Raw genomic sequence first — 13,305 nt, 5'->3', positions numbered from 1 at the left:
CGCCCCCTCCTCCTTCCGGGACCACGGGCCGCCCGACGGCCCCATGTACAGTGGGATCCGCCGTGCTCCGCGGCGCAGGTCACGACGCCCAGGACGGTCAACACATGGCGCTTCGCATCTTCCCGGAGGACGAGCTGGTCCTGGACCTGCTGGCCGACATGTCGGGACAGGTGACGGAGACCGTGCGGCTCCTGTCCGAGCTGATGGGCTCCCCCGAGACGGACACCGCGACCCTCGACGCGATCCGCGAGTGCGAGGCCCGCTCCACCGACCTGTACTTCTCCGTGATGACCACGGTGCGCTCCACGTTCGTGATCCCCATCCCCCGGCAGGACGTCTACATCCTGGGCCACTGGCTCAACAAGGCCGCGGAGGAGCTGCTGGCGGTCGCGGAGGCGCACGTCGCCTACGCCCTCAGCCGGCCGCCCTCCTACGCCACGGACCAGCTCGGGGTGATCGAGCGGATGTCCGAGCTGACCACCCGGGCGATGCGCGACCTCGGCAGCCTCCAGGGCCTGGACGACTACTGGTACGAGATGCTCCGGTTGGGCAAGCAGTCCGAGCGCATCTACCAGCTGCACATGGGCCACCTGCTCGAGAACCACAAGGCGATCCCCGCGATGCGGCGCGAGCGCGCCGTCCGGCGCTTCGCCGGGGCCGCCCGGGCCCTGGTGCGGGTCTCGACCGAGGTGGGCCGCATCGTCGTGGCGGAGTCCTGAGCCCGTGCTGACGGCCCTGACCGTCCTCGGGATCGCCCTGGCCGTGACCCACACCGTCGTCAACGGTTTCCACGACGCCCCCAACGCCCTCGCCCTGCCGGTGCGCTTCCGCGCGCTCACGCCCCGGGTGGGCCTGGTGTTCACCGCCCTCGTCAACGTCGCCGGCGTGTGGGCCGCCGCGTACCTGCTCGCGGACTGGGTCATCACGGGCGTCCCCGTGCCGCACAGCGTGGTGGGCTCCGCGACGATCGTCTGCGCCCTGGTGACCACGATCGGCTGGAACCTGCTCACGTGGCGGTGGGGCATGCCCAGCTCCTCGACCACGGCACTGGCCGGAGGGCTGCTCGGCGCCCTGCTGGGCGCCCGCGCCGTGGGGCTCCCGGCGGTGGACCCGCTCACGGCCACGGCCTTCTACCAGGTCGTCGTGCCCCTGGTGCTGGCGCCGCTGGTCGCCTACGCCGCGGCCTGGGTGCTCGTGGTCCCCCTGCTGCACCTGCTGCGGCACTCGGAGCCGGACGCCACCACGTTCCGCTCCCGGCTCGTCCTGGCCATCGGGGCGGCGGCCGTCTCCTTCGGGCACGGCATCCACCACGGCCGCCGAGCCGTCTGGGTCCTCGCCACGCTGCTGCTGTGCGCCGGCCTCCAGGACCCGCTGGCGGGCGGGGCCGGCCCCTGGCTGTTCCTGCTCGTGGCGACCGGACTGGCCGTGGGCACCCTGTTCGGGGCCTGGCGGATCGCCTACACCCTGTCCTCCCGGATGATCACGATCGACCCGTTCCGCGGCGCGGTGGCCCAGGGCGTGGCCGGGTCCCTGCTGTTCCTGGGCGGGACGCTGATCCCCGTGCCGATGTCCACGTCCCAGACCACGGCCGCCGCGATCCTGGGCGCGGGACGGCAGCAGCGCTTCCACACGGTCAACGTCCGGGTGGTGCGGCGGGTCCTGCTGGTGTGGGTCCTCACCGTCCCGGCCTGCGGCGTGCTCTCCGGGACGCTCCTGCTCGCCCTCTCACCGCTGCTCTAGACGCCGCAGCGGCGCCGCCGCGGGCCCCGGGCCGCCGGCCCCGGAGCATTGCCTGCCGGGGCGGGCGCACCGACGACGACGGGCGCCGGTCGCCTCCGCAGAGGTGACCGGCGCCCGTCGTCGTCGGTGCCGGGGCGGCTCAGCCGAAGCGGCCGGAGACGTAGTCCTCCGTCTGCTTCTCCCGGGGGTTGCTGAAGATCTCGGAGGTGGGGCCGTACTCGATGAGCTTGCCCGGCTTGCCGGTGCCCTGGATGTTGAAGAACGCGGTCCGGTCCGAGATCCGCGCGGCCTGCTGCATGTTGTGGGTCACGATCACCACGGTGTAGTCCTGCTTGAGCTCGTTGATCAGGTCCTCGATCGCGAGCGTGGAGATCGGGTCCAGGGCGGAGGCCGGCTCGTCCATGAGGATCACGTCCGGCTTGACCGCGATCGCCCGGGCGATGCACAGGCGCTGCTGCTGGCCGCCGGAGAGGCTCGAGCCGGGCTTGTCGAGGCGGTCCTTGACCTCGTTCCACAGGTTGGCGCCCTGCAGGGAGCTCTCCACGAGCGCGTCGGCGTCACCGCGCGAGATCCGCTTGCTGTTGAGCTTCACGCCCGCGAGCACGTTGTCGCGGATGGACATGGTGGGGAACGGGTTGGGGCGCTGGAAGACCATCCCGATCATGGAGCGCACCACCACGGGGTCCACGCCGGGGCCGTAGAGGTCCTCCCCGTCGAGGAGCACCTGGCCCTCGGCGCGGGCGCCGGGAATGACCTCGTGCATGCGGTTGAGGGTGCGCAGGAAGGTCGACTTGCCGCAGCCGGACGGGCCGATGAACGCGGTCACCGACCGGGCGTCGATCCCCATGCCGACGTCCTCGACGGCCAGGAAGTCGCCGTAGTAGACATTGAGGTGGTCGACGTCGATTCGCTTGGACATGTGTGTTCCTTGCTTCTTTCTCGCAGGGGTGCGTGCGGGATCGGGGTGCGGGGCGCGTCAGCGGCCGGCGACCTTGGGGGCGAACGCCCTCGCGACCAGTCGGGCGACGAGGTTGAGCAGCATCACGATCAGGATCAGCAGCAGCGCCGCGGCCCACGCCCGCTGCTGCGAGGGGTCCGGGCTCGTCGGGGACGTGGGCGTCATGATCTGGTAGTAGATGAACGTGGGCAGCGTGGTCATCCACCCGGAGAACGAGTTCCAGTTGATGGCGGTCGCGAACCCGGCGGTGACGAGCAGCGGAGCGGTCTCCCCGATGACCCGGGCGATCGCCAGGGTCACGCCGGAGGCGATCCCGGAGATCGCCGTGGGGATGACCACCTTGAGGATCGTCCGCCACTTGCGCACGCCCAGGGCGTAGGCGGCCTCGCGGAGCTCGTTGGGGACGATCTTCAGCATCTCCTCGGTGTTCTTCACGACCGTGGGGATCATCAGCACGGTCAGCGCGACCGCCGCGACGAAGCCGAAGCGGGTGGACGGGCCGAACAGGAGGCCGAAGAGGGCCGCGGCGAACAGGCCGGCCACGATGGAAGGGATGCCCGTCATGACGTCCACGAAGAACGTGATGCCCCGCCCCAGCCAGCCGCCCCGCGAGTACTCCACGAGGTAGATGGCCGTCAGCAGGCCGATCGGGACCGACAGCAGGGTGGCCCAGAAGGTGATGGACACGGTGCCCACGATCGCGTGGTACGCACCGCCCAGCACCGGGCCGTCCCCGGCGGCCGCGGCGTTGTCCGTGGCGCCGGTGACACCGTTCATGGACGTCAGCAGCAGGTTGGAGGTCAGCCCGGGGAGCCCGTTGGCGAGCACCGTCCAGATCACGGAGATCAGCGGGATCACCGCGAGGACGAAGGCCGTGTAGACGAGGTAGGTCATCAGGGAGTCCGCGCCCTTGCGCCCGCCCTCGATCATCGAGACGACGATCGGCGCGGCGACCAGGAAGACCGCGGCGGCGAGAACGGCCCAGAGGGCCGTGGAGAAGCCCAGGAGCGCCGCGAGGGCGGCGCCCACCACCACGGCGCCGGCACCGATCACGGGCACCAGCCACTTCGGCTTCTGGTTGCGGGTGAGCATCGACCGGCGGGGCGAGGACGGGCGCACGGGCGTGGGACTGCGGAAGGCGGTGGAGGACATCAGTTGGCTCCCGAGAATTCCTTGTAGCGGGCGACGATGGCGCGGGCGATCATGTTCACGACCAGGGTGATCACGAAGAGGATCAGTCCGGCGGCGATGAGCTCGGACAGCCGCAGGCCGTAGGCCTCCGGGAAGTTGAGGGCGATCTCCGCCGCGATGGTCTGGTTGCCGGACTGAACGAGGGACGCGGTGAGCGGTCCGCTCGAGAGCACCAGGGCCACCGCCATGGTCTCACCCAGCGCGCGCCCCAGGGCGAGCATCACCGCGGAGATGATGCCGGGGCGGGCGAAGGGCAGCACCGTCATCCGGATCATCTCCCACCGGGTGGCGCCGAGGGCCAGCGCCGCCTCCTCGTGGAGCTTCGGGGTCTGCACGAACAGCTCCCGGGACATCGCCGTGATGATCGGCAGGATCATGATGGCCAGCACGATCCCGGCCGTGAGCATGGTCTTGCCGGTCTGGGACGCGGGGCCGCCGAAGATCGGGACGAACCCGAGGTTGGTCGAGAGCCAGTCGTAGAAGGGCACCACCGAGGAGGCCAGGACCGTGGTGCCCCAGGCTCCGTAGATCACCGACGGGATCGCCGCCAGCAGGTCGATGACGTAGCCCACGGGCTTGGCGATCCGTGCCGGCGCGTAGTGCGAGATGTACAGGGCCACCAGCACGCCGATCGGGGTGGCGATCACCAGGGCGATCACGGCCGCGATCACCGTGCCGATGACCATCGGCCAGATGTAGGACCAGAAGCCGGCCCCGCCGGAGATCTCCTCGGCCGGGGCCTGGAAGGTGGGCAGCGCCTGCAGGAACAGGAACAGCGCCACGGCCGCCAGGACGGCGAGGATCAGCACGCCGGCCCCGAGGCTGAGCCCGGAGAAGATCGAGTCGCCCGCCTTGCCGCCGGCGGCGGTCTTCCTGGTGGTGACGGTGGTGGACATGTCGGGTGCCCCTTCGATTGCCTGACACGGATGGCGCCGGGACGGGGTGGTGCCCCGGCGCGTGGGTCCGGTGACGCGCCTCACGGGGAAGGCGCCTCACACACGAATGTCCCGTTCGGCGCGGGCACGGGCGGAAGGGCCCGGGCCCGCACCGAACGGGACCAGCAGAACTGGATCAGCCGGCGACCGTGATCTGGTCGATCGCCTCCTGCGCGGCGGTGCGCAGGCTCTCGGACATGGGAGCGGAACCGGCGGCCTCGGACGCCGCCTGCTGCCCCTCCTCGCTGATGACGTACTCGCCGAACGCCTTCGCGAGGTCAGCGGTCTCCTGGGAATCGTACTGCGGGCAGAAGATCTCGTAGGACACGAGCACGATCGGGTAGGTCCCGGACTCGGTGGTGTCGCGCTCCAGGTCCATCGCCATGTCGTACTCGGCGCGGCCCTCGACCGGGGAGGAGTTCTCGACGGCGGCGGAGGCGGCCTCCGGGGAGTAGTTCACATACTCCTCGCCGACGCCCACGGCCACGGTGCCGAGGTCGCCCACGGCGGAGGCGTCCGCGTAGGTGATGGCGCCCTCGGTGGCGGTGGTGGACTGGACCACTCCGGCGGTGCCCTTGTTGTTCTCCGCGGCCCACTGGGACGGCCAGTTGCCGGAGACCTCCTCGGTCCACACCCCGGGGGCGGCCGCGGCCAGGTACTCCTGGAAGTTCTCGGTGGTGCCGGACTCGTCGTTGCGGTGCACCACGGTGATCGGGGTCTCCGGCAGCTCCGCGTCGGGGTTCTGCTCGGCGATCGCGGGGTCGTTCCACTCGGTGATCTCGCCGGTGAAGACCTGGGCGATGGTCTCGCCGTCCATGTTCACGGTGTCGACGCCGGGCAGGTTGAAGGCCACCGCGATCGGGGAGATGTAGGCCGGGACGTGGAAGCCGCCGTCGGGGCCGCAGACCTCCTTCGACGCCTCGTACTCCTCGTCGTCGAGGTAGGCGTCGGAGCCCGCGAAGTCCGCCCCGCCGGCGGTGAAGGCCTCGCGGCCGGCACCCGAGCCGTCCGGGGAGTACTGCACCGTGGCCTCGGGGTTGGCCTCCTGGAAGCCGTTCTGCCACGCGGTCATGGCGGCCTGCTGCGAGGACGCGCCGATACCCGTCAGCGTGCCGGAGACGCCGGCGCCGGCGGCCGAGGTCTCGGTGGAGCCGGAGCCTTCGCCCGTGGCGTTGTCCGAACCGCACGCGGTGAGCGCCAGCGAGCCGATGGCGAGAACGGCTGCGGAACGGCCGAGGTGGGAAACCTTCACTTGAGTAGCCCCTTCAGATCACAGTGGTGCCCCGTCGAGGGGCCGTCGTTCGATGTGGCGCCGGCAGAGTTCCGGGCCGGTGCGAGAGGTGGATCTGCGGGCGGGCCGCGGACCTCTCACCGAGAGACGCTAGGGAGCGCAGGTGGCCAGATTGGCCCGTGAAGGTGAACGGAGGGTGAACACCGCCCCCCGCAGCCGTGCCGTCGTTGCACATCTCACACCGCGCCCGCCCGATCCCGGCCCGGTGCGGGGGCTCCGGCCCCCCGCACCGGCGGTCCCGTGCTGCTCGCCTAGGATGGCCCCATGCAGCCAGGCAACCGTGCGCGAGCCGCGGCCCGCGCGGTGCGCAGCCGCACCCGGATCGGTGTGACGCGGGTCCGGACGGGGCTGCTCCAGAGCTTCCAGATCACGGTCGCCAGCGTCGGCGCCTACGTGATCGCGGAGCAGCTGCTGGGCCACTCCGGGCCCATCTTCGCGGCCACCGCGGCCCTCGTGGCCCTGGGCTTCGCGAAGGACGGGCTGCGCTACCGGCGGGTCCTCGAGGTCTCGATCGGCTGCACCCTCGGCATCGCCGTGGGGGACACGCTGATCCACGTCCTGGGCACGGGCGTCTGGCAGGCCGGCGTGGTCCTGATGACCTCGATCCTGCTCGCCCGCTTCCTGGACAACGGCACGCTGTTCACCACCCAGATGGGGCTGCAGTCGGTGCTCGTGGTCCTGCTGCCGCCGTCCCAGGACGGGGTCTTCGCGCGGTCCACGGACGCGGTCGTGGGCGGGCTGTGCGCCCTGGCCATGGCCTACTTCGTGCCCACGGACCCGCGGAGCCAGCCGCGCCAGGGCCTGCGGGCGCTCGTCGACGAGTTCTCCGGGGTGCTCCGGGAGGCGAGCCGGGCCATGGAGGACTACGACGCCACCGCCGCCTGGCACGCCCTCGTGCGTGCCCGGCAGACCCAGCCGCTGGTGGACTCGGTGACGTCCGGACTGAAGTCGGCCCTCGAGATCGCCACGGCCTCGCCGCTCTACCGCGGCCGCCGCGCGGAGGTCGAGGGGATCGCCCACTCCATCCGCTACCTGGACCTCGCCGTGCGCAACGCCCGGGTGCTCACCCGCCGCCTCGCCTCCGTGCTCAACCACGTGACGCTCTCCGACGAGGCCGTGGCCGCCATGAGCGCCGCCCTCGAGGACCTCGCGGACGCCGTCGTCACCCTGGGCAACGCGCTCGCGGTGGCCTCCCCCGGCTCCCGGGAGAGCTACCTTCGCCAGGCCCGCAACGAGCTGGCGAACGTGGCCGGGCGCCTGCACCCCGGGCAGATGGGGGTGCGCACCATGGAGGGCGAGACCCTGGTGCTGGACATGCGCCCGATGGTCGTGGACCTGCTGGAGGCGGCCGGGATGACGCACGACGAGGCGCGGGACCAGCTCCCCCGGCTCGAGGGCTGGGACCGCGCCTGAGCCGGGACGGTCTCGGCCCCGAGGCCCCTCAGCCGGCGGTCTCGCCGGGCAGGAGCTCCGCGATCAGCTGCTGGATCCGGGCCCTGATCTCGTCCCGGATGGGGCGCACGGACTCCACGCCCTTCCCCGCTGGGTCCGCCAGCGCCCAGTCCTCGTACCGCTTGCCCGGGTAGAACGGGCACGCGTCCCCGCAGCCCATGGTGATGACCACGTCGGAGTCCTGCACGGCCTCGTCGGTGAGGACCTTGGGGGTCTCGGCGCTCATGTCGATGCCCTCCTCGGCCATCGCCGCCACGGCGGCCGGGTTCACGGAGTCCGCCGGCGCGGAGCCGGCCGAGCGCACCTCGATGCGCCCCCGGGAGAGGTGGCTGAGGTAGGCGGCGGCCATCTGCGAGCGCCCGGCGTTGTGCACGCACACGAACAGGACGCTGGGCCGGTCCGTGCGCTCCGCGGTCAGCTCGTCCAGCAGCCGCCGGACCCGGGTGTCGATGTCGTCGCGGACCAGGCGCATCCGCTCCGCGCCCTCGATGCCGCGGACGGAGGGCTCGTCGGTGTGCCAGGTCTCGATCGTTCCGGTCATCCCCTCGACCGGCTCGACCCTCGCCTCATCGCCCAGTACGACCACCCGGTCGACCCGGCGCAGCAGCTCGGGGTCGATGGGCTTCGGCGTTCCGGAGGACATGTCCGCACCGACCTCGGCGACCACCTCGGCGGACAGGGTGTTGATCTTGCTGCCGGGCTTCGTGCCGGCGGAGTGGACCTCTACCGCCCCACGGGCGTGGTGTTCCATGAGGGCGGCGGCCATCTGGGACTTGCCGCCGTTCTTGGCGCACACGAACAGGACGGAAGGCTGGGTGGTCTCGCTCAACGGTTGCTCCTGGATCTGGGGGTCAGCGGGTGGGGACGGTGGCATCGCCGGGGAAGAGCTTCCGGCCCACCCACAGGGACACGTAGACCAGCGCGACGAGCACGGGCACCTCGATGAGGGGGCCGACCACGCCCGCCAGGGCCTGTCCGGAGGTGACTCCGAAGGTGCCGATGGCCACGGCGATGGCGAGCTCGAAGTTGTTGCCGGCGGCGGTGAACGCCACGGTGGTGGACTTCGCGTAGTTCAGTCCCAGCGCCCGGGAGGCCAGCAGGGCCACCCCGAACATGAGGAAGAAGTAGACGACCAGGGGCAGGGCGATCCGGGCCACGTCCCAGGGGTTGGAGGTGATGGCGTCACCCTGCAGGGCGAAGAGCAGCACGATGGTGAACAGCAGCCCGTACAGGGCCCAGGGACCGAGCTTGGGCAGGAACGTGGTCTCGTACCACTCCCGGCCCCTGGCCTTCTCGCCCAGGGTGCGGGTGAGGAACCCGGCGACCAGCGGGATCCCGAGGAACACCAGGACGCTCAGCACGATCGACCACACCGAGAACTCGGCCGAGGTGGTGGCCAGGCCCAGCCAGGCCGGGAGGACCTGGAGGTAGAACCAGCCCAGGGCGCCGAAGGCGATGACCTGGAACACGGAGTTGACCGCCACCAGCACGGCGGCGGCCTCCCGGTCCCCGCAGGCGAGGTCGTTCCAGATCAGCACCATCGCGATGCAGCGGGCCAGGCCCACGATGATCAGCCCCGTGCGGTACTCGGGCAGGTCAGGCAGGAAGATCCAGGCCAGGGCGAACATCAGCGCCGGCCCGACGATCCAGTTCAGCACCAGGGACGCCCCCATCAGGCGCTTGTCGCCGGCCACGCGGTGGGTCTCGTCGTAGCGGACCTTGGCCAGCACCGGGTACATCATCACCAGCAGCCCGATCGCGATGGGCAGCGACACCTCGCCGATCCGCACGGCCTCCAGGGCGGTGTTCAAGCCCGGGACGAAGCGACCGAGCAGCAGGCCGGCGACCATGGCCGCGATGATCCAGGCGGGCAGCCAGCGGTCGAGGAAGGACAGGTCCTTCATCACCCCGTGGGAGGCAGCGGAGGCGGTGGTGGTGCTCATGGGCGGGCGAACCTCTTCACATCGACGGGCATCTATCCCGCACAGTACGGGTCACATCGACGCCCGTCAATGTAGGATGGGGGGATGACTCCCGCTCCGGACCTCGACAGCACGGCCGACGCCGGGACCGCCGACCGGTGCGCCCCCGGCGCGCCGGCCACGGAGTGCTGCTCGCTCTCGGGCGGGCCCATGGGTCACGACGACGCCCGGCGCGTGGCGGGCCTGCTCAAGGCCCTGGCCGACCCCACCCGGCTGCGCCTGCTCTCCCACGTGGCCGCCCAGGGCTGCGACACCGTGTGCGTCTGCAGCCTCACGGACGACCTCGGCATCAGCCAGCCCACGGTCAGCCACCACATGAAGAAGCTGGTCGAGGCCGGCCTGCTCACCCGCGAGCAGCGCGGCAAGTGGGCGCACTACTCCGTGGTGCCCGGGGCGTTCGCGGAGCTGCGCGCCTTCCTCGACCTGCGCTGAGCCGGCCGCGGCGCTTGGGCCGTCCGAGGCGGCGGCTAGCCTGGACGCCATGAGCACCCGCACCCGCCGCAACTCCCCCGCCTACCGCTGCACCGAGTGCGGCTGGAGCACCGCCAAGTGGGTGGGCCGCTGCGGGGAGTGCCAGGCGTGGGGCACGGTCGAGGAGATCGGCGAGCACAAGGCCCGCACCACGGCCGCCCGGTCGATCGCCGAGCCCGCCCGTCCCATCGCCCAGGTGGACGCCACGGTGGCGGCCTCCGCGCCCACCGGGGTGCCCGAGCTGGACCGGGTCCTCGGCGGCGGACTGGTCCCCGGCGCGGTCGTGCTGATGGCGGGCGAGCCCGGGGTCGGGAAGTCGACGCTGCTGCTCGACGTCGCCGCCCGCTTCGCGGAGGGCGCGGGCGAGGGCACCCGCGACGTCCTCTACGTCACCGGCGAGGAGTCCGCGGCGCAGGTGAAGCTGCGCGCGGACCGGATCGACGCCGTGGCGCCCACCCTGTACCTCACCGCCGAGACGGACCTGGCCACGGCGCTGGGCCACATCGAGAAGATCTCCCCCCGCCTGCTCGTGGTCGACTCCGTGCAGACGCTGGCCAGCGCCGAGGTCGAGGGCTCCGCGGGCGGGGTGACGCAGGTCCGGGAGGTCGCCGCCTCCCTGATCGCCGCGGCCAAGAAGCGGAACATGACCACGCTGCTCGTGGGGCACGTGACCAAGGACGGCTCCATCGCCGGGCCGCGGCTGCTCGAGCACCTGGTGGACGTCGTGTGCCAGTTCGAGGGCGAGAAGCACTCCCGGATCCGGCTGCTGCGGGCGGTCAAGAACCGCTACGGCCCCACGGACGAGGTCGGCTGCTTCGACCTCACCGAGACCGGGATCACGAGCGTGGAGGACCCCTCGGGCCTGTTCGTCTCCCGCACGGCCCTGCCCGTCTCCGGCACATGCCTCACGGTGACCCTGGAGGGCCGCCGGCCCCTGCTCGCCGAGGTGCAGGCGCTGCTGGACCGCTCCTCCACCGCCCAGCCCCGGCGGGCCACCGCCGGCCTGGACTCCCAGCGGGTCGCCATGCTGCTCGCCGTGCTGCAGCGGCGGGCCGGCGTGAACCTGGCCGGGCTGGACTGCTACGTCTCCACGGTCGGCGGGGTGAAGCTCACGGAGCCGTCCACCGACCTCGCCGTAGCCATGGCGCTGGCCTCGGCCGCGCAGGACCGGCCCCTGCCGCAGCGCCTGGTGTGCTTCGGGGAGGTGGGCCTGGCCGGCGAGGTGCGGCCCGTCCCGGGCATCGGGCGCCGCATCCAGGAGGTCGCCCGGCTGGGCTTCACCCACGCGGTCGTGCCCGCGAGCCCCACCGGCCCGGGCCCCGTCCCGGCGGGGTTCACCGTCCGGGAGGTGACCACCATCAGCGACGCCATGGAGCTGCTCTTCCCCCGGTCCGCCGCCGCGCCCGCCCGGAACCGGCAGACCGCCGCGGCCGTATGATGTGACCGTGGCGAAGACCCCTGAGAACGCACTGCGCAAGACGCTGGCCCGCATCGCACCCGGCACCGAACTGCGCACCGGTCTCGAGCGGATCCTGCGCGGGCGCACAGGCGGGCTGCTCGTGCTCGGCTTCGACCGCTCCGTCGAGGCCATCTGCTCCGGCGGCTTCGACATCGACACCGACTTCACCGCGCCCAGGCTGCGGGAGCTGGCCAAGATGGACGGCGCCATCATCTGCGACCGGGACGCCACCCGCATCCTGAAGGCCGGGGTGCAGCTGGTCCCCGACGCCTCGATCGGCACCACGGAGTCCGGCACCCGGCACCGCTCCGCGGAGCGCACCGCCAAGGAGACCGGGGTGCCGGTGATCTCCGTGAGCCAGTCCATGAGCGTCATCACGATCTACGTGGGCGAGACCCGGTACGCCATCGAGGGCTCCCAGTCGATCATGGCCCGCGCCAACCAGGCCCTGCAGACCCTCGAGCACTACAGCCACCGGATGGAGCAGGTGCTCGGCAACCTCTCCTCGCTCGAGATCGAGGCGTCCGTGACGGTGCGGGACGTGGCCCTGACGCTCCAACGCATGGAGATGGTCCGGCGGATCTCCTCCGAGATCGGCTGGTACGTGCTCGAGCTCGGCGTGGACGGGCGGCTCATCGCGCTGCAGCTCGAGGAGCTCACCGCGGGCACCGGCCCGGGGCCGGACGTGGTGCTGCGCGACTACCTGCCCGACGGCACCCCCGCGGAGGGCATCGAGGAGGGACTGGGGCGGCTCGCCGAGCTCACGCCCACGGAGCTCATCGACCTGCAGCGGATCGCGGTGTCGGTGGGTCTCGTCGAGCCGCAGGGCAGCCTCGAGACCGACCTGCACCCGCACGGCTACCGGCTGCTGGAGGGCATCAAGTCGATGCCCCGGGCGGTCGCCAACCGGCTGGTGCGCCAGTTCGACGGCCTGCAGTCCCTGATGGCCGCCAACCTGGAGGACCTCAAGGCGGTCGAGGGCATCGGCGAGCAGCGGGCCCGCACGGTGCGCGAGTCCCTCTCCCGGATGGCCGAGACCAGCCTGCTCGAACGCTTCATGTGAGCCGCGCGCGGCGCGCTCACTCCAGGACGAACGGCACCGGCTCCGCGGTGCGCTCCCCGAGGGACGTCACGAGACGGTAGTACCCGGCCTGGGCCTCGCCCCCCGCCTCCGCGCAGCCCTCGGCGGTGCGCAGGCGGTTCCACGTCAGCCGGGCAACCTTCTCCTGTCCGGGCTCGACCGTCACCTCCGCGTCCTCGGAGCCGGCCTGGCAGTGCCTGCTGTCGAAGACGGTGTCCGCCCCCGAGGTCACCTCGTAGACCATCCGGGACGTGCCCGCGTTGACGCGGCAGGGGTCCTCCCCGGTGTTCTCCAGGGTCAGCTCGAGGACCGGCTCGACGTCCTCCGGGTAGCTCTCCCGGTCCGTCGACGCCCGCACGGCGAGGTCGGGGCCGCACTCCTCGACCGGACCCTCCGTGGCGGGCGCGGACGCGGACCCGGACGCGGACCCGGACGCCGACGCGCTCTCGTCCGGCCGCGGCGTGAAGTCCGCGAAGGGCTCCTCCGAGGCCGCGGCGGCCGAGGCGGTGGCGGCCTCCGGCGCCGGGACGTCCTCCGTCTCCCCGGAGCCGAGCATGCCCGCGACCGCGGAGACCAGTCCCACCGCCACGAGCACCAGCAGCACGCCCGCCGCGAGGGCCGCCACGAGCCGGCGGCGCCGGTACACCTCGGGGCTCAAGCGCCGGGATCCGGGGTCGCGGGGAGCTCGTCCGTCGTCGTCGTGACCGTTCCCCGACCGTCCGTGGGGGGTGCTCCCGGAACCCTT

The 13,305-nt window shown here is 72.0% G+C and carries 13 protein-coding genes and 1 pseudogene; 6 read left to right on the top strand and 8 right to left on the bottom strand.

Annotation, left to right across the window (positions count from 1 at the left end; genetic code table 11):
• The first annotated feature begins 104 nt into the window (after positions 1-104).
• Complete coding sequence (locus tag ACP7CD_RS15690) at positions 105-719, top strand: DUF47 domain-containing protein (RefSeq protein WP_095650880.1); 615 nt, start codon at positions 105-107, stop codon at positions 717-719.
• A 4-nt stretch (positions 720-723) separates the two neighbouring features.
• Positions 724-1,740, top strand: a complete 1,017-nt coding sequence (locus tag ACP7CD_RS15685) for an inorganic phosphate transporter (protein WP_035926070.1) — start codon at positions 724-726, stop codon at positions 1,738-1,740.
• Positions 1,741-1,879: 139 nt separating this feature from the next.
• On the opposite strand, the gene pstB is transcribed toward ACP7CD_RS15685, so the two are convergent.
• The 4 genes from pstB to pstS all read right to left on the bottom strand — a co-directional run bounded on the left by pstB (position 1,880) and on the right by pstS (position 6,076).
• Positions 1,880-2,659 (bottom strand): phosphate ABC transporter ATP-binding protein PstB, encoded by a 780-nt coding sequence (gene pstB, locus ACP7CD_RS15680; RefSeq protein ID WP_095650878.1) that lies wholly within the window; start codon positions 2,657-2,659, stop codon positions 1,880-1,882.
• Between the two features lie 57 nt (positions 2,660-2,716).
• Positions 2,717-3,850: a phosphate ABC transporter permease PstA gene (gene pstA, locus ACP7CD_RS15675; RefSeq protein WP_017832012.1), complete on the bottom strand. Its 1,134-nt coding sequence runs from the start codon at positions 3,848-3,850 to the stop codon at positions 2,717-2,719.
• Complete coding sequence (gene pstC, locus ACP7CD_RS15670) at positions 3,850-4,785, bottom strand: phosphate ABC transporter permease subunit PstC (RefSeq protein ID WP_017832013.1); 936 nt, start codon at positions 4,783-4,785, stop codon at positions 3,850-3,852. The genes pstA and pstC overlap by 1 nt, the downstream gene beginning before the upstream one ends.
• 175 nt (positions 4,786-4,960) lie before the next feature.
• Entirely contained in the window at positions 4,961-6,076 is a 1,116-nt protein-coding gene (pstS, locus tag ACP7CD_RS15665) for a phosphate ABC transporter substrate-binding protein PstS (RefSeq protein WP_035926066.1), read from the bottom strand.
• 303 nt (positions 6,077-6,379) lie between these two features.
• On the opposite strand from pstS, the gene ACP7CD_RS15660 reads away from it, so the two are divergent.
• Positions 6,380-7,528 carry an FUSC family protein gene (locus ACP7CD_RS15660; RefSeq protein WP_017832015.1) on the top strand — a complete coding sequence of 383 codons (1,149 nt, stop codon included), beginning with the start codon at positions 6,380-6,382 and terminating at the stop codon, positions 7,526-7,528.
• 28 nt (positions 7,529-7,556) lie between these two features.
• Here the strand turns inward: ACP7CD_RS15660 and ACP7CD_RS15655 are convergent, their stop codons facing one another.
• From ACP7CD_RS15655 to arsB, 3 genes and pseudogenes are all read right to left on the bottom strand, one after another.
• On the bottom strand, positions 7,557-7,985 hold the full coding sequence (locus ACP7CD_RS15655) for an arsenate reductase ArsC (protein ID WP_051063706.1): 429 nt from the start codon (positions 7,983-7,985) through the stop codon (positions 7,557-7,559).
• An 18-nt stretch (positions 7,986-8,003) separates the two neighbouring features.
• Positions 8,004-8,441, bottom strand: a pseudogene (locus ACP7CD_RS15650) (low molecular weight phosphatase family protein); the annotation flags it as partial.
• Positions 8,419-9,510, bottom strand: coding sequence for an ACR3 family arsenite efflux transporter (arsB, locus tag ACP7CD_RS15645; RefSeq protein WP_109222215.1), 1,092 nt, complete (start codon positions 9,508-9,510; stop codon positions 8,419-8,421). The gene arsB and the pseudogene ACP7CD_RS15650, both read right to left, overlap by 23 nt.
• 84 nt (positions 9,511-9,594) lie before the next feature.
• Here arsB and ACP7CD_RS15640 point away from each other — a divergent pair, with 84 nt between their 5' ends.
• Genes ACP7CD_RS15640 through disA form a run of 3 tightly spaced genes read left to right on the top strand, consistent with a single transcriptional unit; the run spans position 9,595 to position 12,542 of the window.
• Positions 9,595-9,981 carry an ArsR/SmtB family transcription factor gene (locus tag ACP7CD_RS15640; RefSeq protein WP_017832018.1) on the top strand — a complete coding sequence of 129 codons (387 nt, stop codon included), beginning with the start codon at positions 9,595-9,597 and terminating at the stop codon, positions 9,979-9,981.
• A 49-nt stretch (positions 9,982-10,030) separates the two neighbouring features.
• The gene (radA, locus tag ACP7CD_RS15635) at positions 10,031-11,458 is read left to right on the top strand and encodes a DNA repair protein RadA (protein ID WP_095650876.1); all 1,428 of its coding nucleotides are present in this window, start codon (positions 10,031-10,033) and stop codon (positions 11,456-11,458) included.
• Positions 11,459-11,465: 7 nt separating this feature from the next.
• Complete coding sequence (gene disA / locus ACP7CD_RS15630; RefSeq protein WP_031282255.1) at positions 11,466-12,542, top strand: DNA integrity scanning diadenylate cyclase DisA; 1,077 nt, start codon at positions 11,466-11,468, stop codon at positions 12,540-12,542.
• Between the two features lie 16 nt (positions 12,543-12,558).
• On the opposite strand, the gene ACP7CD_RS15625 is transcribed toward disA, so the two are convergent.
• Positions 12,559-13,218 (bottom strand): hypothetical protein, encoded by a 660-nt coding sequence (locus ACP7CD_RS15625; RefSeq protein WP_249033770.1) that lies wholly within the window; start codon positions 13,216-13,218, stop codon positions 12,559-12,561.
• Between the last annotated feature and the right edge of the window lie 87 nt (positions 13,219-13,305).

It is taken from the genome of Kocuria sp. LHG3120 (assembly GCF_049897445.1).
GTDB classification, from domain to species: Bacteria; Actinomycetota; Actinomycetes; order Actinomycetales; family Micrococcaceae; genus Kocuria; species Kocuria rosea.
This window is presented reverse-complemented; position numbering and strand designations above follow the sequence as displayed.

Coding starts and splice junctions, on each gene's coding strand:
- pstC (WP_017832013.1), bottom strand. CDS start 4,785: ATGTCCACCACCGTCACCACCAGGAAGACCGCCGCCGGCGGCAAGGCG.
- pstB (WP_095650878.1), bottom strand. CDS start 2,659: ATGTCCAAGCGAATCGACGTCGACCACCTCAATGTCTACTACGGCGAC.
- pstA (WP_017832012.1), bottom strand. CDS start 3,850: ATGTCCTCCACCGCCTTCCGCAGTCCCACGCCCGTGCGCCCGTCCTCG.
- arsB (WP_109222215.1), bottom strand. CDS start 9,510: ATGAGCACCACCACCGCCTCCGCTGCCTCCCACGGGGTGATGAAGGAC.
- radA (WP_095650876.1), top strand. CDS start 10,031: ATGAGCACCCGCACCCGCCGCAACTCCCCCGCCTACCGCTGCACCGAG.
- ACP7CD_RS15690 (WP_095650880.1), top strand. CDS start 105: ATGGCGCTTCGCATCTTCCCGGAGGACGAGCTGGTCCTGGACCTGCTG.
- ACP7CD_RS15660 (WP_017832015.1), top strand. CDS start 6,380: ATGCAGCCAGGCAACCGTGCGCGAGCCGCGGCCCGCGCGGTGCGCAGC.
- ACP7CD_RS15640 (WP_017832018.1), top strand. CDS start 9,595: ATGACTCCCGCTCCGGACCTCGACAGCACGGCCGACGCCGGGACCGCC.